The 20,577-nt window shown below is 70.8% G+C and carries 17 protein-coding genes and 2 pseudogenes; 11 read left to right on the top strand and 8 right to left on the bottom strand.

Annotated features, from left to right (window positions below):
• Window positions 1-171: 171 nt before the first annotated feature.
• From QF034_RS02960 to QF034_RS02950, 3 genes are all read left to right on the top strand, one after another.
• Window positions 172-864: a helix-turn-helix transcriptional regulator gene (locus tag QF034_RS02960; RefSeq protein ID WP_307173405.1), complete on the top strand. Its 693-nt coding sequence runs from the start codon at window positions 172-174 to the stop codon at window positions 862-864.
• The gene (locus QF034_RS02955; protein ID WP_307173404.1) at window positions 861-1,841 is read left to right on the top strand and encodes a pyridoxal-phosphate dependent enzyme; all 981 of its coding nucleotides are present in this window, start codon (window positions 861-863) and stop codon (window positions 1,839-1,841) included. The genes QF034_RS02960 and QF034_RS02955 overlap by 4 nt, the downstream gene beginning before the upstream one ends.
• Window positions 1,842-1,902: 61 nt before the next feature.
• Complete coding sequence (locus QF034_RS02950; protein ID WP_307173403.1) at window positions 1,903-2,259, top strand: cupin domain-containing protein; 357 nt, start codon at window positions 1,903-1,905, stop codon at window positions 2,257-2,259.
• A 23-nt stretch (window positions 2,260-2,282) separates the two neighbouring features.
• Here QF034_RS02950 and QF034_RS02945 read toward each other — a convergent pair whose 3' ends face one another.
• Both QF034_RS02945 and QF034_RS02940 read right to left on the bottom strand, forming a co-directional pair.
• Complete coding sequence (locus tag QF034_RS02945) at window positions 2,283-3,641, bottom strand: VWA domain-containing protein (protein WP_307173402.1); 1,359 nt, start codon at window positions 3,639-3,641, stop codon at window positions 2,283-2,285.
• On the bottom strand, window positions 3,638-4,495 hold the full coding sequence (locus QF034_RS02940) for an AAA family ATPase (RefSeq protein WP_307173401.1): 858 nt from the start codon (window positions 4,493-4,495) through the stop codon (window positions 3,638-3,640). The genes QF034_RS02945 and QF034_RS02940 overlap by 4 nt, the downstream gene beginning before the upstream one ends.
• Window positions 4,496-4,678: 183 nt before the next feature.
• On the opposite strand from QF034_RS02940, the pseudogene QF034_RS02935 reads away from it, so the two are divergent.
• A pseudogene (locus tag QF034_RS02935) lies at window positions 4,679-4,939 on the top strand (SDR family oxidoreductase); the annotation flags it as partial.
• A gap of 16 nt (window positions 4,940-4,955) precedes the next feature.
• Here QF034_RS02935 and QF034_RS02930 read toward each other — a convergent pair.
• From QF034_RS02930 to rhaI, 6 genes and pseudogenes are all read right to left on the bottom strand, one after another.
• A complete protein-coding gene (locus tag QF034_RS02930; protein ID WP_307173400.1) occupies window positions 4,956-5,603 on the bottom strand; it encodes a LutC/YkgG family protein in 648 nt (215 codons plus the stop codon).
• On the bottom strand, window positions 5,600-7,078 hold the full coding sequence (locus QF034_RS02925; RefSeq protein WP_307173399.1) for a LutB/LldF family L-lactate oxidation iron-sulfur protein: 1,479 nt from the start codon (window positions 7,076-7,078) through the stop codon (window positions 5,600-5,602). Before QF034_RS02925 ends, QF034_RS02930 begins: the two co-directional genes overlap by 4 nt.
• Window positions 7,075-7,830 (bottom strand): (Fe-S)-binding protein, encoded by a 756-nt coding sequence (locus tag QF034_RS02920; protein WP_307173398.1) that lies wholly within the window; start codon window positions 7,828-7,830, stop codon window positions 7,075-7,077. Before QF034_RS02920 ends, QF034_RS02925 begins: the two co-directional genes overlap by 4 nt.
• A gap of 70 nt (window positions 7,831-7,900) precedes the next feature.
• Window positions 7,901-9,349 carry a rhamnulokinase gene (locus tag QF034_RS02915; protein ID WP_307173397.1) on the bottom strand — a complete coding sequence of 483 codons (1,449 nt, stop codon included), beginning with the start codon at window positions 9,347-9,349 and terminating at the stop codon, window positions 7,901-7,903.
• The gene (locus QF034_RS02910; protein WP_307173396.1) at window positions 9,346-11,385 is read right to left on the bottom strand and encodes a bifunctional aldolase/short-chain dehydrogenase; all 2,040 of its coding nucleotides are present in this window, start codon (window positions 11,383-11,385) and stop codon (window positions 9,346-9,348) included. The genes QF034_RS02915 and QF034_RS02910 overlap by 4 nt, the downstream gene beginning before the upstream one ends.
• A gap of 110 nt (window positions 11,386-11,495) precedes the next feature.
• Window positions 11,496-12,657, bottom strand: a pseudogene (gene rhaI / locus QF034_RS02905) (L-rhamnose isomerase).
• A gap of 270 nt (window positions 12,658-12,927) precedes the next feature.
• Between rhaI and QF034_RS02900 the strand changes: the two are divergent.
• The 7 genes from QF034_RS02900 to QF034_RS02870 all read left to right on the top strand — a co-directional run bounded on the left by QF034_RS02900 (window position 12,928) and on the right by QF034_RS02870 (window position 20,475).
• Window positions 12,928-14,445, top strand: a complete 1,518-nt coding sequence (locus QF034_RS02900; RefSeq protein WP_307173395.1) for a sugar ABC transporter ATP-binding protein — start codon at window positions 12,928-12,930, stop codon at window positions 14,443-14,445.
• Window positions 14,442-15,482, top strand: a complete 1,041-nt coding sequence (locus QF034_RS02895; RefSeq protein ID WP_307173394.1) for an ABC transporter permease — start codon at window positions 14,442-14,444, stop codon at window positions 15,480-15,482. The genes QF034_RS02900 and QF034_RS02895 overlap by 4 nt, the downstream gene beginning before the upstream one ends.
• Window positions 15,475-16,467, top strand: a complete 993-nt coding sequence (locus QF034_RS02890; RefSeq protein WP_307173393.1) for an ABC transporter permease — start codon at window positions 15,475-15,477, stop codon at window positions 16,465-16,467. Before QF034_RS02895 ends, QF034_RS02890 begins: the two co-directional genes overlap by 8 nt.
• A gap of 30 nt (window positions 16,468-16,497) precedes the next feature.
• Window positions 16,498-17,583, top strand: a complete 1,086-nt coding sequence (gene rhaS, locus QF034_RS02885) for a rhamnose ABC transporter substrate-binding protein (RefSeq protein ID WP_307173392.1) — start codon at window positions 16,498-16,500, stop codon at window positions 17,581-17,583.
• A gap of 17 nt (window positions 17,584-17,600) precedes the next feature.
• On the top strand, window positions 17,601-17,921 hold the full coding sequence (locus QF034_RS02880; protein ID WP_020272132.1) for an L-rhamnose mutarotase: 321 nt from the start codon (window positions 17,601-17,603) through the stop codon (window positions 17,919-17,921).
• A 17-nt stretch (window positions 17,922-17,938) separates the two neighbouring features.
• A complete protein-coding gene (locus tag QF034_RS02875) occupies window positions 17,939-19,363 on the top strand; it encodes a BNR repeat-containing protein (RefSeq protein ID WP_307173391.1) in 1,425 nt (474 codons plus the stop codon).
• A gap of 86 nt (window positions 19,364-19,449) precedes the next feature.
• Entirely contained in the window at window positions 19,450-20,475 is a 1,026-nt protein-coding gene (locus QF034_RS02870) for a LacI family DNA-binding transcriptional regulator (RefSeq protein ID WP_307173390.1), read from the top strand.
• The last annotated feature ends 102 nt before the right edge of the window (window positions 20,476-20,577 follow it).

The following is a 20,577-nucleotide window of genomic DNA, read 5'->3' as shown; positions in this document are numbered from 1 at the left end:
GGCTCCTCCAGGACGGATGTGCAGAGGGGGTGCCGGGGTGGTCGGCAGGCGCCACGCTAGATGGAAATGAATGTCAAGAGCGGGTTCTGGTCGAAGTCATGTGGAAACCATTGCCACTTGTTGGGAATTTCTGGACTGGTGGTCCAGAAGTTGGACCTGTAGTCTAGGGTCATGCGAGAGACTCTGACCGCGGAACGGGACGCGATCCTCGCCGCGCTGACACCGGTGGTCGACGGGATCGCCGCGACCTTCGGGCCGGTCTGCGAAGTCGTGCTGCACGACTACCGGAACCCGGAGAAGTCGGTCGTCGCCGTGGCCGGATCGGTGACCGGGCGGGAGGTGGGCGGCGCGATGAGCGAGATCGGCATGCGCGTCCTGTCCCACGGGGACGAGGCGGCCGACGACCTGAACTACGTCACCCGCACCCGGAACGGAACACTGGTGAAGTCCTCCACGATGGTGCTGCGGGACTCCACGGGAGCCGTGTTCGGCGCGCTCTGCGTCAACGTGGACGTCAGTGCCGTCAGCCAGGTCCACGACCTGCTCGGCGCCCTCGCCGGAGTCGGCGCGGCCCCCGCCGAGCTGCCGACCACCACCTTCGGCAACGACATCGACTCCGTCGTCGACGCGCTCGTCGACGCCCACCAGTCGAAACAGCGCGGCAGCTGGGCGGAGCTCGACCGCGCCGAGCGCCTGGAGCTGTTCGGCGGGCTCGACACGCGCGGGGTCTTCGCCGTGCGCGGCGCGGTCGAGCAGGTCGCCGCCCGGCTCGGCATCTCCCGCGCCTCCGCCTACAACTACCTCTCCCAGGCCCGGGCCGCCCGCAGTGCGGCGTCCGGCACATCCGCTGGAGGACACGCGTGACGACCACCACCCCACCGGTCACCCTCGACGACGTCCGGGACGCCGCCGCCCGGCTTCGCGGCGTCGCCCACCGCACGCCCGTCCTGCGCTCCCGCACCCTCGACGCCCTCGCCGGTGCCGAGATCCACCTCAAGTGCGAGAACTTCCAGCGCGTCGGCGCCTTCAAGTTCCGCGGCGCCTACAACGCCGCCTCCCGCCTCGCCCCCGACCAGATGTCCCGCGGCATCGCCGCCTACTCCTCCGGCAACCACGCCCAGGCCGTCGCCCTGGCCGCCCGCGAGCTGGGCACCACCGCCGTGATCGTCATGCCGGATGACGCCCCGCCGTCCAAGCGTGCGGCCACCGCCGGCTACGGCGCCGAGATCGTCACCTACGGCCGCTACACCGGCGACCGTGTCGCCATCGCCGAGGCCCTGGCCGCCGAGCGGGGTCTCGCCGTCATACCGCCGTACGAGCATCCGCACGTGATGGCCGGACAGGGCACGGCCGCGCTCGAACTCCTCGAAGAGACGGGGGAGCTGGGTGCGCTGCTGACACCGGTCGGCGGCGGCGGACTCATGGCCGGCAGTGCCACGGCGGCCAAGGGCCTGCACCCGGACATCCGGATGATCGGCGTCGAACCGGAGGCCGGGGACGACACCAAGCGCTCCCTGGAGGCGGGCCGGCGCATCAGCATCCCGGTGCCGCACACCATCGCCGACGGACAGGCCCTGCACACACCCGGCGAACTCACCTTCTCCGTCAACCGGCGGCTCGTCGACGACATCGTCCTGGTCACAGACGACGAGATCCGGGACGCGATGCGGTTCGCCTTCGAACGCCTGAAGATCGTCATCGAGCCGAGCGGCGCCACCCCGCTGGCCGCCCTGCTCACCGGCCGCGCGGGCCCGCTCCCGCGCCGCGTCGGCGTCATCCTCTCCGGCGGCAACATCGACGCCGAGCGCTTCGCCCGGCTGTGCGGCACCACTACCGGCTGAATGGCGCGGCCCGCCCGCCGGACGGACGATGGAAGCACATCCCTCACTGAGGAGGAGCGTCATGTTGGAAGTGAAGACGCTCGACAAGCCGGACGAGCGGCGTGATTTCCCCCGCGGTCACATGGAAGCCGTCCACATGACGGATCTCGACTTCGCCGTGGCGACGTTCGAGCCCGGCTGGCGCTGGACCGAGTCCGTGGCCCCGATCGCGGGCACCGCCACCTGCCAGATGCACCACAACGGCTACGTCCTCCAAGGCCGCATGCGCATCCGGATGGACGACGGCGGCGAGACCGAGGTCGGCCCCGGCGACGTCTACGTCGTCTCGCCCGGACACGACGCCTGGGTGGTGGGCGACGAGCCGACCGTGGTCTACGACTTCCAGGGGCAGACGGCGAGGGAGTTCGCGAAGAAGTAAGGCCGCGGCTCGCCGCCGCCTGATCACACCGGCAGTAGCCGCCCCACCAGGGCGCTCAACTGCCGGACGGTGCGGCACTCGTGCATCTCGGCCAGCTCGGCGTAGGCGGGCGCGGCGGAATCGCCCGTGCCCCAGCGCGACCGCTGCTCGGGGTTCAGCCAGTAGACGCGGCGGGCCCGTTCGGCGATCTGCCGCACGGCCGGCAGGTTCGGATCGCTCATGTTCGTGCGGGCGTCACCGAGGACGAACACGGTCGTGCGCGGGCCGACCGCGTCACCGTGGCGTTCCGCGAACTCGCCCAGCGCCATGCCGTAGTCGCTGCTGCCGTGCCAGCCCGTGAGCGTGGCCTCCGCCTGGATACGGGCACTGAGTCCTTCCGGGTCCGCGGTGCCGTGCCGCAGGAGCCCGGTCACCTCGTCGATCCGGTTGACGAAGGCGAACACCCGCACCTTGCTGAACTGGTCGTGCAGCGCCTGCACCAGCAGCATCGTGAAGTCGGAGAAGCCGGACACCGATCCCGACACATCGCACAGCAGCACCAGTTCGGGGCGGACGGGACGCCGTCTGCGCAGCACCGGCCTCATCGGCACGCCGCCCGTCGACAGCGAACCGCGCAGGGTCCGCCGCAGGTCGATCGCGCCCCGGGAGGCACGGCGGCGGCGGGCCGCGAGCCGGGTCGCGAGCTTGCGGGCGAGCGGCTGAACCGTCCTGCGCAACTCGGCCAGCCGGGCCTTGCCGGCGAACAGGAACTCGACCTGGTCGGCGGTCGGGGCCACCGCCCGCCGGGCGATCTCGTCCCGCCCGCGCCGCTCGGCGACCCGGCGCCGCGCCTCCGCCGCCACCAACGCGCGGAAGGTCTCGATACGCCGCCGGATCTCGTCCTCCAGCAGCCGGTCCGCGAACCCCTCACCCCCGCCCGTGCCGCGCACGTCGTCGCGGACCCGGGCGAGCAGAGTCTGCGGACGCAGCCGTTCCAGCGTCTGGTACGACGACCAGCCGTCCGACTCCGGCGCGGAACCATAGCCGCCGAAACCGTCGACCGCCTCGACCGCCAGCCGGCCCAGCAGCACCTGGTCGTCGGCGGCGAGCGCGGCCGCCAGCCGGTCGCGCAGATCGTCCCGGCCCGCGGCCTTCTCCTCCGGCCCGCCGACACCGCGCGGGAAGTACAGGTCGAAGACCGGGTCGAACACCTGCCGCCCGCCGGGGCCGTGCAGCAGCGTCGCCGCGAGCCCCTCGCGCAGCAGCTCCCGGTCCGCGAGGCCGAGCGCCTCGACCGCCCGTGCCGCGTCGACCGACTCGCCGGTGCCGATCCGCATGCCGTGCGCGCGCAACGCCCCGACCAGGGAGGTCAGCCGCTCCGCGACGCCCGCCGGGGTGGTCACAGGGCGTCCAGGTCGAGCTTGGCGGTCGCCTTGAGCACGTCGTCCTGGTGCTTGAGGAGCACCCCGAGGGTGGCCCGCACGACCGTCTCGTCCAGGGTGTCCGCACCGAGGGCGAGCAGCGTGCGCGTCCAGTCGATGGTCTCGGCGACCGACGGCACCTTGCGCAGGTCCATCGCCCGCAGCGCACCCACGACCCGGACGACCGAGCGGGCCAGCGCCTCGTCGAGCCCCGGTACCTTCAGCCGTACGATCCGGCGCTCCAGCTCCTCCTCGGGGAAGCCGATGTGGAGGAAGAGGCAGCGGCGGCGCAGCGCCTCGGACAGCTCCCGGCTCGCGTTGGACGTGAGGACGACGAAGGGGCGGCGCGTCGCGGTGATGGTGCCCAGCTCGGGCACGGTCACCTGGAAGTCGCTGAGCACTTCCAGGAGCAGGCCCTCCACCTCGACGTCCGCCTTGTCGGTCTCGTCGATCAGCAGCACCTTCGGGTCGTCGCCCCGGATGGCGGTCAGCAGCGGCCGTGTGAGCAGGAACTCCTCGCTGAAGATGTCCGTGCGCGTCTCGTCCCACGTCTCGTCGCGGCCCGCGCTGATGCGCAGGAGCTGCTTGGCGTGGTTCCACTCGTACAGCGCCCGGGACTCGTCGACCCCCTCGTAGCACTGGAGGCGCACCAGCCGCGCCCCCGCCACCTCGGCGACGGCCTTGGCGAGCTCCGTCTTGCCGACGCCGGCCGGGCCCTCCACCAGCAGCGGTTTGCCCAGGCGGTCGGCGAGGAAGACGGTCGTGGCGACGGCGGGCGAGGCGAGATAGCCGGTCTCGGCCAGACGTGCGGAGACGTCGTCGACGGATGTGAACAACGGGGCCTCCAGGTCGGCGGCAGCGGGCAGGGCAGACAGGTGTCCAAGCGCTTGCTCACCGATGATGTCACGGAGGCTCCGCGTGCAGAACCCGTAGCGCGGGGTGTGCTCGGCGACACCCCCAGTACCCGTGCGCCGGCCACGGGTACTCGGTCACTCCAGCACGGCTCGATCACTCCAGCAATGAACTCCGTCATCGCCGGGCCGACCCACACCGGCGGCGTCGAGGACTTCGTCTACCCGCTCGTCGACCGCGACCTGCCCTGGGACGAGGCCCAGCGCGCCTTCATGCGAGAGCACCGGCCGCAGTCCCTGCTCCAGCGGCTGATCGAGCCGGAGGAGATCGCCCACATGGTCGTCTACCTCGCCTCCGACCAGGCCTCGGCGACGACCGGCGGCGCCCTGCGCGTCGACGGCGGCTACGTCGACTCGATCCTGCCCTGAGCCGGCGTTCCGCCCGTCAGGCCCCGCCCACCAGGATCACCTCAAGCGTGCGCGGACCGTGCACCCCCTCGACCCGGTCCAGCTCGATGTCACTGGTCGCCGACGGACCGGAGATCCAGGTCAACGGCCGCGCCGGGTCGAGGCGTTCCAGGCCCTGCGGCACGGACGACACGACCTGGCCGGGGACGCGCACGACGCAGATGTGGTGGTCCGGGACGAGCGTGATCCGGCGGCGGCCCTGGTCGGGCGAGCCGTCCAGCACGATCGTCCCGGTCTCCGCGATCGCGACCGCACAGGCCGTCACCACACTGTCCACCCGGTCGAGTTCATCCGGCGTGCTCTCCGCCCGGTCCGCCACCCGGGTCACACCGGTCGCCGCCAGCCACCCCTCGTCCAGCCCGGGCGGCACCAGCACGGACGCCGAGCCGCGCTTCTCCAGCAGCCCCGCGATCAGCCCGGCCAGCCCCTCGGCGTCCGTACGGTGCACGATCGCCCGGTAGTCCGCCAGGTTCTCGGCGAGCAGATCCACCGTCTCCGAGACGCTCCGGTCCCCGTGCTCGCGCGCATAGTCACGCGCGACCGCCTGCTCGTACGGCGTGTCGTCACGCGGTACGTCCGCCAGCGCGCGCCGCACCCGCCCGAGAATCCGCTCCCTGCTGTTCACTTGGCCCCGTCCTTCCCGCCGCGCGTCCGCTGCCACCAGTCCCGGAACGGCTCGGCGGGCACCGGTGGCAGATCCCGGGTTCCGCTCCAGGCCCGGCCGGGCCCCGGCAGCGTACGGGGATGGAAGCGCCGGGTCCGGGAGGCGGCGCGCTGGCCGGTGCGCAGCGCGCCCGGGCGCGTGAACGCCCAGCGTGCCGCGCGCATCGCCGCCCGCTCGGCGGCGTGCCCCTTCGCCGGCCGCAGCACCACCTTGTTGCCCTCCCGGGTGACCTCCCCGCCCTCCACCACCCGTTCCCGCAGATGCACCAGCACCTCGGGGATGTCGATGGCGACCGGGCACACCTCGTAGCACGCCCCGCACAGCGAGGACGCGTACGGCAGCGAGGCGTCGATCTCGCTGCCCGTGCCTCGCAGTTGGGGGCTGAGGATCGCACCGATCGGGCCCGGGTACACCGAGCCGTAGGCGTGGCCGCCGGCCCGCTCGTACACCGGGCACACGTTCAGGCACGCCGAGCAGCGGATGCAGCGCAGCGCCTGCCGGCCGACCTCGTCGGCGAGGGTGTCGGTGCGGCCGTTGTCCAGCAGCACCAGATGGAAGGTGCTCGGCCCGTCCCCGTCGGTCGTGCCGGTCCAGGTGGACGTGTACGGGTTCATGCGCTCGGCCGTCGAGGAGCGGGGGAGGGTCTGCAGGAACACCTCCAGGTCCCGCCACGTCGGCACGATCTTCTCGATGCCGACGACCGAGATCAGCGTCTCGGGCAGCGTCAGGCACATCCGGCCGTTGCCCTCCGACTCCACGACCACCAGCGTGCCCGTCTCGGCGACCATGAAGTTGGCCCCGGAGATGCCGACCTTGGCGCGCAGGAACTTCTCCCGCAGGTGCAGCCGGGCCGCCTCGGCGAGTTCGGCGGGCGTGTCGGTGAGGCCCTCGGGGGCCGGGCGGCCCCACTCGCTCATCTCACGGGAGAAGATGTCGCGGATCTCGCCGCGGTTGCGGTGGATGGCCGGCACGAGGATGTGCGAGGGCCGGTCCTTGCCCAACTGTACGATCAGCTCGGCGAGATCCGTCTCGTAGGCGCGGATGCCCTCGGCCTGAAGCGCCTCGTTGAGCCCGATCTCCTGCGTGGCCATCGACTTGACCTTGACGACCTCCGACTCGCCGGTCATCTTCACGAGCTGGGTGACGATCTCGTTGGCCTCGGCCGCGTCGGCGGCCCAGTGGACGATGCCGCCGGCCGCCGTCACCGCCTCCTCCAACTGCTCCAGGTAGCGGTCGAGATGGCGCAGCGTGTGGTCCTTGATCCGCTTGCCCGCCTCGCGCAGCTCGGCCCAGTCGGACACCTCCGTCACGGCCTTGGCCCGCTTGGCACGGATGGTGTGCGTGGCGTGCCGCAGATTGCCGCGCAGGGTCTCGTTGCCCACGGCCTCCCGCGCGGCCTCCGGAAACGCCGGCATCCCGACGAACGTCCCGCTCATACGGCCGGTTCCTCCTCCGTGCTCGCCAGGATCTCCGCGATGTGCACCGGCCGCATGCCAGTCCGTAGCCGGGTCATCGTCCCGCCGATGTGCATCAGACAGGAGTTGTCGGCCGCGCACAGTACCTCCGCGCCCGTCGACTCGGCGTTGCGCACCTTGTCGGCGCCCATGGCCGCCGAGACGTCGGCGTTCTTCAGTGCGAAGGTGCCGCCGAACCCGCAGCACTCGTCGGCCCCCGGCAGCTCGGCCAGCTCCAGCCCCTTCACGGCCTGGAGCAGCCGCGTCGGCCGGTCGCCGAGGCCCAGCCCGCGCAGACCGTGACAGGTCGGGTGGTAGGTCACCCTGTGCGGGTAGTACGCCCCGACGTCCGTCACGCCCAGCACGTCCACCAGGAACTCCGTGAGCTCGTACGTCTTCGGCACGACCGGCGCCAGCGTCGCCGCGAGGGCGTCCCCGCGCCCCTCGGCCCGGGCCCGCTCGCCCATCCGCGGATACAGCTCCCGCACCATCGCCCCGCACGACCCGGACGGCGTCACGATCGCCTCGTACTCGCCGAAGACATCGGAGAAGTGCCGGGCGAGCGGTTCGGCCTCGTGACGGTATCCGGTGTTGTAGTGCGCCTGGCCGCAGCAGGTCTGCGCCATCGGGAAGTCGACGTCGACGCCCAGTCTGGTCAGCAGTTTCACCACGGCGCGCCCGGTGTCCGGATACAGCGTGTCGTTGACGCAGGTCAGGAACAGGGCGACACGCATCGCGGCTCCTTGTGGTCGATCATCGGATGAGTGCAGCGTAGTGCGGGGACGGGACCGGGGGGAGACCCCGTCAGTTCCCGGCGAGCCGGTCCTGCGCGGCGCGCCACCGCTCGGTCCCGGCGCGCGGCTCGTAGCGCGTGAGCGGCTGGGTGCGGACGAGCAGCCGCCGCATCCCCGCCAGATCACCGGCCAGACCGTGGGCCCGCGCCTGCACGAGCACGTTCCCCAGGGCGGCGGCCTCGGTCGGCCCCGCCACCACCGGCAACCCGCAGGCGTCGGCGGTCAGCTGGCACAGCAGCGCGTTGCGCGTACCGCCGCCGACCACGTGCACCACGTCGACCGGATGCCCGGCGAGCCGCTGCGCGTCCTGGACGGCCTTGCGGTGGGCGAGGGCGAGGGAGTCGAGGATGCAGCGCGTCACCTCGGCCGGCGACTCGGGCACCGGCTGCCCCGAGGCCCGGCACGCCTCGGCGATCCGCTCCGGCATCCGCCCCGGCGCGAGAAACGCCGCGTCGCCCGCGTCCACGACCGACCGCAGCGCCTCCACCTTGGACGCCTCCAGCAGCAGCGCGCCCAGGTCCGTCTCGCCCCAGGCCCGCACGCACTCCTGGAGCAGCCACAGCCCCATGATGTTGCGCAGGTACCGGACCGTGCCGTCCAGCCCGAGTTCGTTGGTGAAGTTGGCCGCCCGGCTCTCCTCGGTCAGCACCGGCGCGTCCAGCTCCAGACCGGCCAGGGACCAGGTGCCGGTGCAGATGTACGCGAACCGCTCCCGCCCGGCGGGTACGGCGGCCACGGCCGACGCGGTGTCGTGCGACCCGACCGCCGTCACGGGCACGGGCCCGGTCAGCCCGGTCTCCTCCAGCACCGCCCCGCGCAGCACACCCGCCGGATCCCCGGGCTGCCGCAGCGGCGCGAACAGCCCCAGGTCGATCCCCAGCCGCGAGGCGATGTCGTACGACCAGTCGCGCGTCCGGGGATCGATCAGCTGGGTCGTCGAGGCGTTGGTGAGCTCGGTGCCCTGCTCGCCCGTCAGCCAGTACGTCAGGAGGTCGGGGATGAGCAACAGCCGCTCGGCGGCGGACAGCTGGGCCGAGGACCGAGCCGCCGTCAACTGGTACAGGGTGTTGAAGGGCGCGTACTGCAACCCGGTCGCCGCGTACAGCTCCTCCGCCGGGACGGTCGCCCACACCTTCTCCGCGACCCCCTCCGTCCGGGAGTCCCGGTAGTGCACGGGATTGCCGAGCAGCGCCCCGTCCGCGTCGAGCAGCCCGTAGTCCACGGCCCAGCTGTCGATCCCGACGGAGTCGACCTGCCCGGCCGCCTTCAACCCGTCCAGCACTCCCGCGTACAGCCCCAGCACGTCCCAGCGCAGCCCCTCGGGCACCCGCACGGGCCGGTTCGGGAAGCGGTGCGCCTCGGTCAGCTCCAGGCTGTCGGGGCCGACGCGGCCGACCATGACGCGCCCGCTGGACGCGCCGAGGTCGACCGCGGCGTACGACTTCACGGCCGCGCTCACCGCAGGAAGGCGGCCGCGACGCCGGCGTCGACCGGGACGTGCAGCCCGGTGGTGTGGGTCAGGTCGCCGCCGGTGAGGGCGAAGACCGCGTTCGCGACATGCTCGGGCAGCACCTCACGCTTGAGGATGGTCCGCTGGGCGTAGAACTCGCCGAGCTTCTCCTCCTCGACCCCGTACACGGCGGCCCGCTGGGCCCCCCACCCGCCGGCGAAGATCCCGGAGCCGCGCACGACCCCGTCCGGGTTGACGCCGTTGACGCGGATGCCGTGCTCGCCCAGCTCGGCGGCGAGCAGCCGCACCTGATGGGCCTGGTCTGCCTTGGTGGCCGAATAGGCGATGTTGTTGGGCCCGGCGAACACGGCGTTCTTCGACGCGATGTAGACGATGTCGCCGCCCAGCTGCTGCGCGATCATCACCCGCGCCGCTTCCCGCGACACCAGGAAGGACCCGCGCGCCATGATGTCGTGCTGCAGGTCCCAGTCCTTCGCCGAGGTCTCCAGCAGCGGCTTGGAGATCGAGATACCGGCGTTGTTGACGACGAGATCGACACCGCCGAAGGCCAGCACGGCCGCCCGGAACGCCTCGGCGATCTGCTCCTCTGACGTGACGTCCACGGTCACGGCGACGGCCTTGTCCGGCCCGCCCAGCTCCTCCGCCACCGCGGCCGCGTTCTCGCCGTTCAGGTCGGCCACGACGACACAGGCGCCCTCGGCGGCCAGCCGGTGCGCGATGGCCTTCCCGATCCCGCTGCCGGCACCGGTCACCAGCGCCACCCGCGTCGCGAGGGCCTTGGGCTTCGGCATCCGCTGGAGCTTGGCCTCCTCAAGGGCCCAGTACTCGATGCGGAACTTCTCGGACTCCTCGATCGGCGCGTACGTGGACACCGCCTCCGCGCCGCGCATCACATTGATGGCGTTGACGTAGAACTCGCCGGCCACCCGCGCGGTCTGCTTGTCCTTGCCGAAGCTGAACATGCCCACGCCCGGGACCAGCACGATCGCCGGGTCGGCGCCGCGCATGGCGGGGGAGTCGGGTTCGGCGTGCCGCTGGTAGTAGGCGGCGTACTCCTCGCGGTACTCCGCGTGCAGCTCCTTCAGCCGGGCGACGGCCTCGTCGAGCGGAGCGGTCGGCGGCAGGTCCAGGACCAGCGGCCGCACCTTGGTCCGCAGGAAGTGGTCCGGGCAGGAGGTGCCCAGCGCGGCCAGCCGCGGATGCTCGGCGCTCGCCAGGAAGTCGAGAACCACCTCGGAGTCGTTGAAGTGCCCGACCTGGGGCCGGTCCTGGGAAGCGAGGGCACGGACGTGCGGCGCGAGGGCGGCGGCCCGCTCCCGGCGCTCCCCGGCACCCAGCGCGGCGTACCCCTCGATCACCGGCCCGAAGGGCTCGTCCTTGCCGCGCTCGGCGAGGAACTTCTCCGCGGTCCGGATGATGTGCAGCGAGTTCCGCTCGCACTCCTCGGACGTGTCACCCCAGGCGGTGATCCCGTGCCCGCCGAGAATGCACCCGATGGCCTGCGGATTGGCCTCCTTCACGGCCGCGATGTCCAGCCCCAGCTGGAATCCGGGCCGCCGCCACGGCACCCACACGACACTGTCCCCGAAACACTCGGCGGTCAGCTTCTCCCCGTCGGCGGCACACGCCAGCGCGATACCGGAGTCCGGGTGCAGATGATCGACGTGCGCGGCCTCGACGAGCCCGTGCATGGCCGTGTCGATGGAGGGAGCCGCACCGCCCTTCCCGTGCAGGCAGTAGTCGAACGCGGCGACCATCTCGTCCTCGCGCTCGACACCCGGGTAGACGTCGACGAGCGCCCGCATCCGGTCCAGCCGCAGCACGGCCAGCCCGGCCTCGGTCAGCGTCCCGAGATCCCCACCGGACCCCTTGACCCACATCAGCTCGACATCGCCACCGGTGACGGGGTCGGTCTCGGTGCCCTTGGCGGAGGCGTTGCCCCCCGCGTAGTTGGTGTTACGGGGATCGGAGCCGAGCCGATGCGACCGAGCGAGCAGGGCGGCAGCTTCGGGATGGGTTGCCATGACAGTTCCTTTTCAAAAGAGAGCGGGTGAGGTGCCTTCAGGGGCGCGGGGAACTGCGCGACCAGCCACACTCGGCCCGCACCCCGCAGACAACAGATCTCGGCAGACGCTTACGCACCCCACCCCGCCTGCTCCCCGCCAACCCGCTCATCAACGATCTTCTCCGCCCCACCCGGAACGGCGATACGCGGCGATCGGATCCGGGTCGAGCCCCAGTTCCCCCCGCACCTCGGCGAGAAGAGGACGCACGTCGGTGTTGTACGCGTCCATCAGCACGGCATTCGCCCCGAGGACGTCCCCCGACCTCTGCGCCTCACCCAGCGCCTCCCGGTCGACGAGCAGCGCCTTCGCCGTCGCCTCCTGCACATTCATCACCGACCGGATGATCGCCGGGATCTTCGCCTCGATGTTGTGGCACTGGTCGAGCATGAACGCCACCTCGGGCGAGAACCCCCCGCCCCGGATCACCTCGTACATGATCCGGAACAGCTGGAAGGGATCGGCCGCGCCCACCATCAGGTCGTCGTCCGCGTAGAACCGAGAGTTGAAGTCGAACCCCCCGAGCTTCCCCTCCCGCAGCAGCGTCGCCACGATGAACTCGATATTGGTGCCCGGCGCGTGATGCCCCGTGTCGACGACGACCTGCGCCTTCGGCCCGAGCTTCAGGCAGTGGGCGTACGCCGTGCCCCAGTCCGGCACATCGGTCGAGTAGAACGCCGGCTCGAAGAACTTGTACTCCAGCAGCATCCGCTGCCCGTCACCCAGCCGCTCGTAGACCTCCGCGAGCCCCTCGGCGAGCCGGTCCTGCCGGGCCCGGATGTCGTCCTGCCCGGGATAGTTCGTCCCGTCGGCGAACCACAGCTTCAGATCGCTGGACCCGGTCGCATCCATGATGTCGACACACTCCAGCAGGTGGTCGACGGCCTTCCGGCGCACAGAAGCCTCCGGGTGGCAGATGCTCCCGAGCTTGTAGTCGTCGTCCTGGAACGTGTTGGAGTTGATCGCGCCGAGCTTCACCCCGCGCTGCTCCGCATGCTTCGCCAGCGCCGCGTAGTCGTCGACCTTGTCCCACGGGATGTGCAGGGCGACGGTCGGGGCGACCCCCGTGAACTCGTGCACCTTCGCCGCGTCGTCCAGCTTCTCGTACGGATTGCGCGGCACACCCGCTTGAGCGAACACCTTGAAACGCGTGCCCGAGTTCCCGTACGCCCACGACGGCGTCTCGACTGCCTGGGTCTTGAGAGCGGCCTTCACCGCGGCGAGCTCGGTCACGTCAGGGCTCCTGAGGCATCGGGTCGTAACGACCACCGAATGAAACGATTCAGGACGCGAAGTTATGGGCCCCCCGAAGGGGTGTCAACCCCTCCGGTCGACACGGTTGCTCGTGACCAGGGCGTGACCTTTTGTCCTCGAAACTTTTTCGACCGGAACCCATTGACGTGACATGCGCGACCCGCCTAACGTCCCGGCAATCCAGTTGAAACCTTTCACGACGCCCACGACGCCGAGAGGCGGTCCCGCCGGCGTCGTCGAGGAGCCCCCATGACCCACCCGTCCACCACGGGTTTGGCCCCGGTTCTGGCACTGAAGGACGTCTCCAAGTCCTTCGGCGCGGTCCGCGCACTGCGGGACGTCTCCCTTGAGCTGTTCCCCGGGGAGGTGCACGCCCTCGCCGGTGAGAACGGTGCCGGCAAGTCGACCCTCATCAAGACGCTCGCCGGGGTGCACCGGCCGGACACCGGCCAGGTGCTGCTCGACGGTGCGCCCGTCGCCTTCCACGGTCCCGGCGACGCCCGCGACGCCGGCATCGCCGTGATCTACCAGGAGCCCACGCTCTTCCCCGACCTGTCGATCGCCGAGAACATCTACATGGGCCGCCAGCCCCGGCGCGCCCTCGGCCGGATCGACCACAAGGCCACGCACAACGCGACCGCCGCCCTCATGGAGCGCCTCGGAGTCGAACTCGACCCCGACCGGCCCGCCCGCGGCCTGTCCATCGCCGACCAGCAGATCGTCGAGATCGCCAAGGCCCTCTCCTTCGACGCCCGCGTCCTGATCATGGACGAGCCCACCGCCGCGCTCACCGGCAGCGAGGTCGCCCGCCTCTTCGGCGTCGTACGCACCCTGCGCGAACAGGGCGCGGCCGTGCTGTTCATCTCCCACCGGCTGGAGGAGATCTTCGAGATCTGCCGGCGGGTCACCACCCTGCGCGACGGCGCCTGGGTCGGCAGCGAGCCGCTGGAGGGCATGACCGAGGACGACCTCGTGCGCCGCATGGTCGGCCGCGACCTCGACGAGCTCTACCCCAAGCAGGACGTGCGGCCGGGCGAGGTCGCCCTGAGCGTGCGCCGACTGACCCGCGAGGGGGTGTTCACCGACGTCTCCTTCGAGGTGCGGCACGGCGAGATCGTCGGCCTCGCCGGACTCGTCGGCGCCGGACGCACGGAGGTCGCCCGGGCCGTGTTCGGCATCGACCGCTGGGACGCCGGCGAGGTCTCCGTCGACGGCAAGGCCCTGGTCAACGGTGCCCCGTCCACCGCGATGGCCGCCGGACTCGCCCTGGTCCCCGAGGACCGGCGCGCCCAGGGCCTGGTGATGGACATGTCCATCGAGCGGAACATCGGGCTCACCGGACTGCGCTCCACCGTGAAGGCGGGCCTGATGGACCGCGGCGCCGAGCGCAGCCGCTCCCTCGACTGGGCCGTCAAGCTCCAGGTCAAGTACGCCCGGATCGCCGACACCGTCAACACCCTGTCCGGCGGCAACCAGCAGAAGGTCGTGCTCGCCAAGTGGCTCGCCACCGCGCCCAGGGTGCTGATCGTCGACGAGCCGACCCGCGGCATCGACGTCGGTACCAAGGCCGAGGTGCACCGGCTGCTGTCCCAGCTGGCCGCCGACGGCGTGGCCGTCCTGATGATCTCCTCCGACCTGCCCGAGATCCTCGGCATGGCCGACCGCGTGCTGGTCATGCACGAGGGCCGGCTCACCGCCGAGATCCCACGCTCCGACGCCACCGAGGAAACCGTGATGGCCGCAGCCACCGGGAGGGCCGCCGCATGACGGTCGTCACCCCACAAGAGGCCCCCGTGGCCGACGTGCCCAAGTCGAGCGGCACCCGCCTCGTCGACCGCGTCTTCAAGATGCGCGAACTCGCCATCCTCGTCGTCTTCCTGGTGATGATCGCCGTCACCCAGGCCGGCAACAGCCAGTTCCTGTCCGAACAGGGCATCAAGGACCTGCTGCTGAACGCGACGATCCTCGTGCTGGTCGCCACCGGCCAGTCCCTCGTCGTCATCACCCGCAACGTCGACCTGTCCGTCGGATCCACGCTCGGCATCAGCGCCTTCGCCGCCGGCACGTATCTCCAGGGCGGCGGCAACGCGGTCGTGGCGATCGCGCTGGCGATCCTGCTCGGCATCGGCTTCGGACTGCTCAACGGCCTGCTCGTCAGCCTCGGCCAGGTGCCCGCGCTCGTCGTCACCCTCGGCACGCTCTACATCATCCGCGGCGTCGACTCCATCTGGGTCGGCTCCAGCCAGATCACCGCGGCCGATCTGCCCGGCGGATTCGTCGACTTCGGCTCCGGCGGCATCTCGGCGGTGCCGTACCTGGCGCTGATCGCCCTGGTGGTGTTGGTGGCGACGGCCTATTACCTCAAGCACTTCGCCAGCGGCCGGGAGCTGTACGCCCTGGGTTCCAACCCCGAGGCCGCCCGCCTCGCCGGCATCCCCGTGCGCAAGCGGATCCTCGCCGCGTACACCTTCTGCGGCGCCCTCGCCGGGCTCGCCGGCGCGATGTACCTCGCCCGGTTCGGCAACGTCGACTCCGGCACCGGCAACGGATACGAACTGACCGTCGTCAGCGCGGTCGTGGTCGGCGGTGTCGTCTTCACCGGCGGCTCCGGCAGTGTCTACGGCGCGGCCCTCGGTGCGCTGCTGCTGACCTCCATCAACAGTGTGCTGCCCGCCCTCGGCGTCAGCTCCGTGTGGGTGCTCGCGATCAACGGCATCCTGCTCATCCTCGCCATCGCGGTCGACCGGATCGTCGCGCTGCGCGTGGCCTCCGCCCTGAAGAAGAGGAACGCCCGCCATGGCTGACATCTCCCTGAGCCGAGCGATCCGCTGGGACACGGTCGTCGGCGCCCTCCTCATCGTCGTCCTGCTGTTCTCCTTCGGCTTCGTCGACGGGTTCGGCAACGCGCTCAACCTGTCGTTCCTGATCGGCAACACGCTGCCGATCGCGCTGATCGCGCTGCCGATGACCCTGCTGGTCGTCTCCGGGGAGATCGACCTGTCGGTGGCGTCCACGGCGGGGCTGTCCGGCGCGGTGATGGGCGCGCTGTGGAACCAGGGCATGGCCATCGAGACGATCATCCCGATCTGTCTGCTGCTGGGTGTCGTCTGCGGGCTGGTGAACGGACTGCTGGTGACCAGGCTGGGGTTGCCGTCGCTGGCCGTCACCATCGGCACGCTCGCCGCGTACCGGGGTATCGCGCAGATCGTGCTCGGCTCCGACGCGGTGACCGACTTCCCCACCCAGTACCTGGACTTCGCGGCCGGGCGCATCGGCGACACGTTCATCCCGTACGCCTTCCTGCCGTTCCTCGTCCTGCTCGCCATCGCCGTGGTCGCGCTGCACGCCACGCCGTTCGGGCGGTCGCTGTTCGCGATCGGGGCGAGTGAGGAGGCCGCGCGGTTCGCCGGGATCCGGGTGAAGCGGCAGAAGCTGCTGCTGTTCACGGTGACGGGGCTGATGGCTTCCCTCACGGGCATCTTCTGGGCGTTGCACTACGCGAGTGCGCGGTACGACAACGCCACCGGCCTCGAACTGTCCGTCGTGGCCGCCGTGTTGCTCGGCGGCATCGACTTCGACGGCGGCAAGGGCACGCTGGGCGGCGCGATCGCCGGGGTATTCCTCCTCGGCGCGCTGCAGAACGTGATGAGCCTCCAGGACGTGTCCGCCCAGTCCCAGATCGTCGTCACCGGCGTCCTGCTCGTTCTGTCCGTGCTCGGCCCCCGGGTCGTGCGGCAGATCTCCACAGCGAGGGCGGGCCGCAGAGCCGCCTCGACTCCCACCTCATAACTCAGCCCTTCCTCGTAAAGGACCAACGCCATGCGCAAGTCGACCCTCCGCCGCAGCTGCGCGGCCCTCGCCACCGCCACCTCGCTCGCCCTGGCGCTCACCGCCTGCGGCGGGGGCACCACCAAGAAGGACGTCGCGAACGAGGGCGGGTCCGCCGCCACCGCCGGCAAGGCCGACCCGAACGCGGCCACCAAGAAGGGCCTCACCGTCGGGTTCCTGCCCAAGCAGGTCAACAACCCGTACTTCACCTCCGCCGACAAGGGCGGCGAGAAGGCGCTGAAGGAGCTGGGCTCCAGCTACAAGGAGGTCGGCCCGTCCAGCGCGACCGACACCTCCGGGCAGGTCAGCTACGTCAACACGCTCACCCAGCAGCAGGTCGACGCGATGGCCGTCTCCGCGCAGGACCCGGGCGCCCTGTGCACCGCGCTGAAGCAGGCCATGAAGAACGGCATCAAGGTCGTCACGTACGACTCGGACACCACCGCCGACTGCCGCAACGCCTTCGTCTCGCAGGCCTCCGCCGAGGACCTGGGCCGCACCGAAGTGCAGCTGCTCGCCAAGCAGATCGGCTACAAGGGCGAGATCGCGATCCTGTCCGCCGCGCAGACCGCGACGAACCAGAACACGTGGATCGACTTCATGAAGGACGAGCTGAAGAAGCCCGAGTACAAGAACATGAAGCTGGTGAAGACCGCGTACGGCAACGACGATGCCCAGCAGTCCTTCCAGCAGACCCAGGGCCTGCTCCAGGAGTACCCGAACCTGAAGGGGATCATCTCCCCGACCACCGTCGGCATCAAGGCCGCCGCCCAGTACCTGTCGGGCTCCAAGTACAAGGGCAAGGTCAAGCTGACCGGCCTCGGCACCCCCAACGACATGCGCAAGTACGTCAAGAACGGCACCGTCGAGGCGTTCGAGCTGTGGGACCCGGCGAAGCTCGGCGAGCTGGCCGCCCGTACCGCCGTCGCCCTGTCCTCCGGGCAGATCACCGGCAAGGAGGGCGAGACCTTCAAGGCCGGCTCCATGGGCGAGTACACCATCGGCAAGGACGGCGTGATCAGCCTCGGCAAGCCGACCGTGTTCGACGCCAAGAACATCGACCAGTTCAACTTCTGATACCCGGAGGGTTGTTGATGCAGCGCGTGTGCTTCCTGCTGAAGGTCCGGGCGGACCGCCTCGACGAGTACCGCGAGCGGCACGCCGCCGTGTGGCCCGAGATGCTCGACGCCCTGAAGGCGACCGGCTGGCACAACTACTCGCTCTTCCTGCGCGAGGACGGACTCCTCGTCGGCTACCTGGAGACCGAGGACTTCGCGGCCGCCCAGGCCGGAATGGAAGCCACCGACGTCAACGCCCGCTGGCAGGCGGAGATGGCGCCGTTCTTCGAGTCGCTGGACGGCGCCCGGCCCGACGAGGCCATGAAACCGCTCACCGAAGTGTTCCACCTCGCCTGAACAATGGAGTTCATGAGATGCGCAGACGTACGTTGCTGGCCGCGGCCTTCGCGGGAGCCGTGGTGACCCCCGCGCTCGCCTCCGGCACCGCGCGGGCCGCCGACCCCGGGCCCTCCGTCACCCGGACGGGCACCACGACCCTCGACAGCCAGGCCGTCTTCTTCGTGTCGTACGACGGCCTGGTCAACAACAACTCGTTCCAGAAGAACGGTCTGCTGACCTACAAGGGCTACCAGTACGCCGTCTGGTACACCGCCGACCGCAACGCCGTCGTCGGACGACGGGTACTCGGCGGCAGCACCTGGTCGACGGTCAAGGTCGGTCACACCCTCAAGGCCGACGACTCCCACAACGTCATCTCCATGGGCGTCTCCAAGGCCGACGGCCGGCTGCACCTCAACATGGACTCCCACAGCGACGGCTTCACCTACGTCAAGTCGGCCGCCGGGCTCATGGACAACCCGGGCGGGCTGAGCTGGACCGCGAGCCGCTTCGGCGCGCCCCAGTCCACCCTGGACGGCCTCGCGCTGACCTCGCAGTTCACCTACCCGCAGTTCATATCGACGCCCGACGGCAAGCTCCAGCTGAGCTACCGTGTCGCCGTCTCCGGAAACGGCCGCAACGCGCTCGCCGAGTACGACGGCACCAAGTGGACCAACCTGGGGGAGTGGTCCGGCTCCACCGGCACGTACACCAGCGAGCACGGCTCCTCGACCGCCCGCAACATGTACTTGCACGGCATCGACTACGACCGGAACGGCCGGCTGCACTCCTTCTTCACCTGGCGCGAGCAGAACGGCGCCGTGATGTGCAACAGCGGCGGCATCACGAACCACGACACCGGCTACGTCTACTCCGACGACCGCGGCCGCACCTGGCGCAACAACGCCGGCACCGTCGTCGGCGTCACCGGCGGCTCCGACAAGGTGTCCGTGACCGACGCCGGCCTGGTCGTCGACCCGCTCAACCCGGACCACTCCCTGATGAACCAGGAGAGCCAGTTCACCGACTCGGCGGGCCGGCCGCACGCGATCATCTCCTACGTCCCGGGCCGCTTCGGTCAGTGCACCACGGACTACGTGGCCGACCGCACCGCCAACGGACGCGCCTTCCACGTCCGCAAGAACGCCTCGGGCTCCTGGCAGAAGACCGAGATCCCGGTCCCGCTGAACTCCAGCCAGCGCACCAAGCTGATCCTGGACAAGTACGACAACGCCTACGCCATCTTCCCCTTCGGGCGGATCGCCGGCGCCTCGGCGGCCTCCGGCTACACCGACTGGAAGATCCTGTTCGACGGCAGCGGCCTCAACGCCTTCGGCGAGGTCGTCATCGACGAGACGCGCGTCGCGCAGGACGGGGTGCTGTCCTTCATGTACCAGGAGAAGTCCAGCGGTACGACGCCCTCGGCGCTGCACGTCGTCGACTTCCGGCTGCCCGCCTGACCGCGCCCGGTTCCCGGGGCGGCGTGCCGTAATGTGAAGCCGCCCCGGCCGCCGCCCCCTCGTCTCCCCCTGGAGGTCCCTGCCCGATGGCCCAGTCGGTGGGTATCAAGGACGTCGCCCGCGCCGCCGGAGTCTCCGTCGGCACGGTGTCGAACGTGATCAACCGCCCGGACACGGTCGCCACCGAGACCCGGGCCCGCGTGCTGTCCGCGATAGACCGGCTCGGCTACGTCCGCAGCGAGTCCGCGCGCCAGCTGCGCGCGGGCCGCAGCCGCATCATGGGGCTGCTCGTCCTCGACATGGGCAACCCCTTCTTCGTCGATGTGGCCCGCGGTGCCGAACGCGCCGCACGGCAGGCCGGGCTCGGCGTGATGGTCTGCAACAGCGCCCAGAGCCCGGGCGAGGAGGCCGAGTACCTGTCGCTCTTCGCCGAGCAGCGCGTGCGCGGTGTGCTGCTCACCCCGGCCGACGCCACGGGCCGCAACATAGAGGCGTTCCGCCGGCACGGCATCCCGTTCGTCCTGGTCGACCGGGTCGCCGAGGGCACCACCGAGTGCTCCGTCTCCGTCGACGACGTCGCGGGCGGCGCCCTGGCCGTACGCCATCTCGTCGACGCCGGGCACCGCTCCATCGCCTACGTCAGCGGCCCGCCCGGCCTCAACCAGGTCCGCGACCGGCGCACCGGCGCCCTCGAAGCGCTCTCGGAGGCCGGGCTCGGCCCCGACGCGCTGCGCGAGCTGCCCACCGAACGGCTCGACGTCGCCGCCGGCCGGGACGCCGGCGCCCGCCTGCTCGGCCTCGCCGACCGGCCGACCGCCGTGTTCTGCGCCAACGACCTGCTGGCGCTCGGTGTCCTCCAGGCCATGTACGCGGCCGGTGTCGGCGTCCCGGACGACCTCGCCATCGTCGGCTACGACGACATCGAGTTCGCGGCGGCCGCCGCCGTCCCCCTCACCTCGGTACGGCAGCCCGCCGTCACCATGGGCGCCATGGCGGCCGACCTGCTCCTGGAGGAGACGGAGGAGGACGGCCCGGCCCGGCCGCACGAGCACCGGAGGGTCGTCCTCCAGCCGGAGCTGGTGGTCCGCCGCTCCAGTCTGTCCGCCCGCTGAGCCTGAACCGCCGTTCAGGAAGATTTCATGATCCGAAGGGGCCACCCGCGGACGCCCGCTGTGATGAACTGGGACGCGGTCCGAAAATCCGTCCGTCCCGGG

The sequence above is a fragment of the Streptomyces africanus genome, from assembly GCF_030816955.1.
GTDB classification, from domain to species: Bacteria; Actinomycetota; Actinomycetes; order Streptomycetales; family Streptomycetaceae; genus Streptomyces; species Streptomyces africanus.
This window is presented reverse-complemented; position numbering and strand designations above follow the sequence as displayed.

Coding starts and splice junctions, on each gene's coding strand:
- QF034_RS02920 (WP_307173398.1), bottom strand. CDS start 7,830: ATGCGTGTCGCCCTGTTCCTGACCTGCGTCAACGACACGCTGTATCCG.
- QF034_RS02880 (WP_020272132.1), top strand. CDS start 17,601: ATGCAGCGCGTGTGCTTCCTGCTGAAGGTCCGGGCGGACCGCCTCGAC.
- QF034_RS02890 (WP_307173393.1), top strand. CDS start 15,475: ATGGCTGACATCTCCCTGAGCCGAGCGATCCGCTGGGACACGGTCGTC.
- QF034_RS02895 (WP_307173394.1), top strand. CDS start 14,442: ATGACGGTCGTCACCCCACAAGAGGCCCCCGTGGCCGACGTGCCCAAG.
- QF034_RS02910 (WP_307173396.1), bottom strand. CDS start 11,385: ATGGCAACCCATCCCGAAGCTGCCGCCCTGCTCGCTCGGTCGCATCGG.
- QF034_RS02960 (WP_307173405.1), top strand. CDS start 172: ATGCGAGAGACTCTGACCGCGGAACGGGACGCGATCCTCGCCGCGCTG.
- QF034_RS02950 (WP_307173403.1), top strand. CDS start 1,903: ATGTTGGAAGTGAAGACGCTCGACAAGCCGGACGAGCGGCGTGATTTC.
- QF034_RS02870 (WP_307173390.1), top strand. CDS start 19,450: ATGGCCCAGTCGGTGGGTATCAAGGACGTCGCCCGCGCCGCCGGAGTC.
- QF034_RS02875 (WP_307173391.1), top strand. CDS start 17,939: ATGCGCAGACGTACGTTGCTGGCCGCGGCCTTCGCGGGAGCCGTGGTG.
- rhaS (WP_307173392.1), top strand. CDS start 16,498: ATGCGCAAGTCGACCCTCCGCCGCAGCTGCGCGGCCCTCGCCACCGCC.
- QF034_RS02900 (WP_307173395.1), top strand. CDS start 12,928: ATGACCCACCCGTCCACCACGGGTTTGGCCCCGGTTCTGGCACTGAAG.
- QF034_RS02925 (WP_307173399.1), bottom strand. CDS start 7,078: ATGAGCGGGACGTTCGTCGGGATGCCGGCGTTTCCGGAGGCCGCGCGG.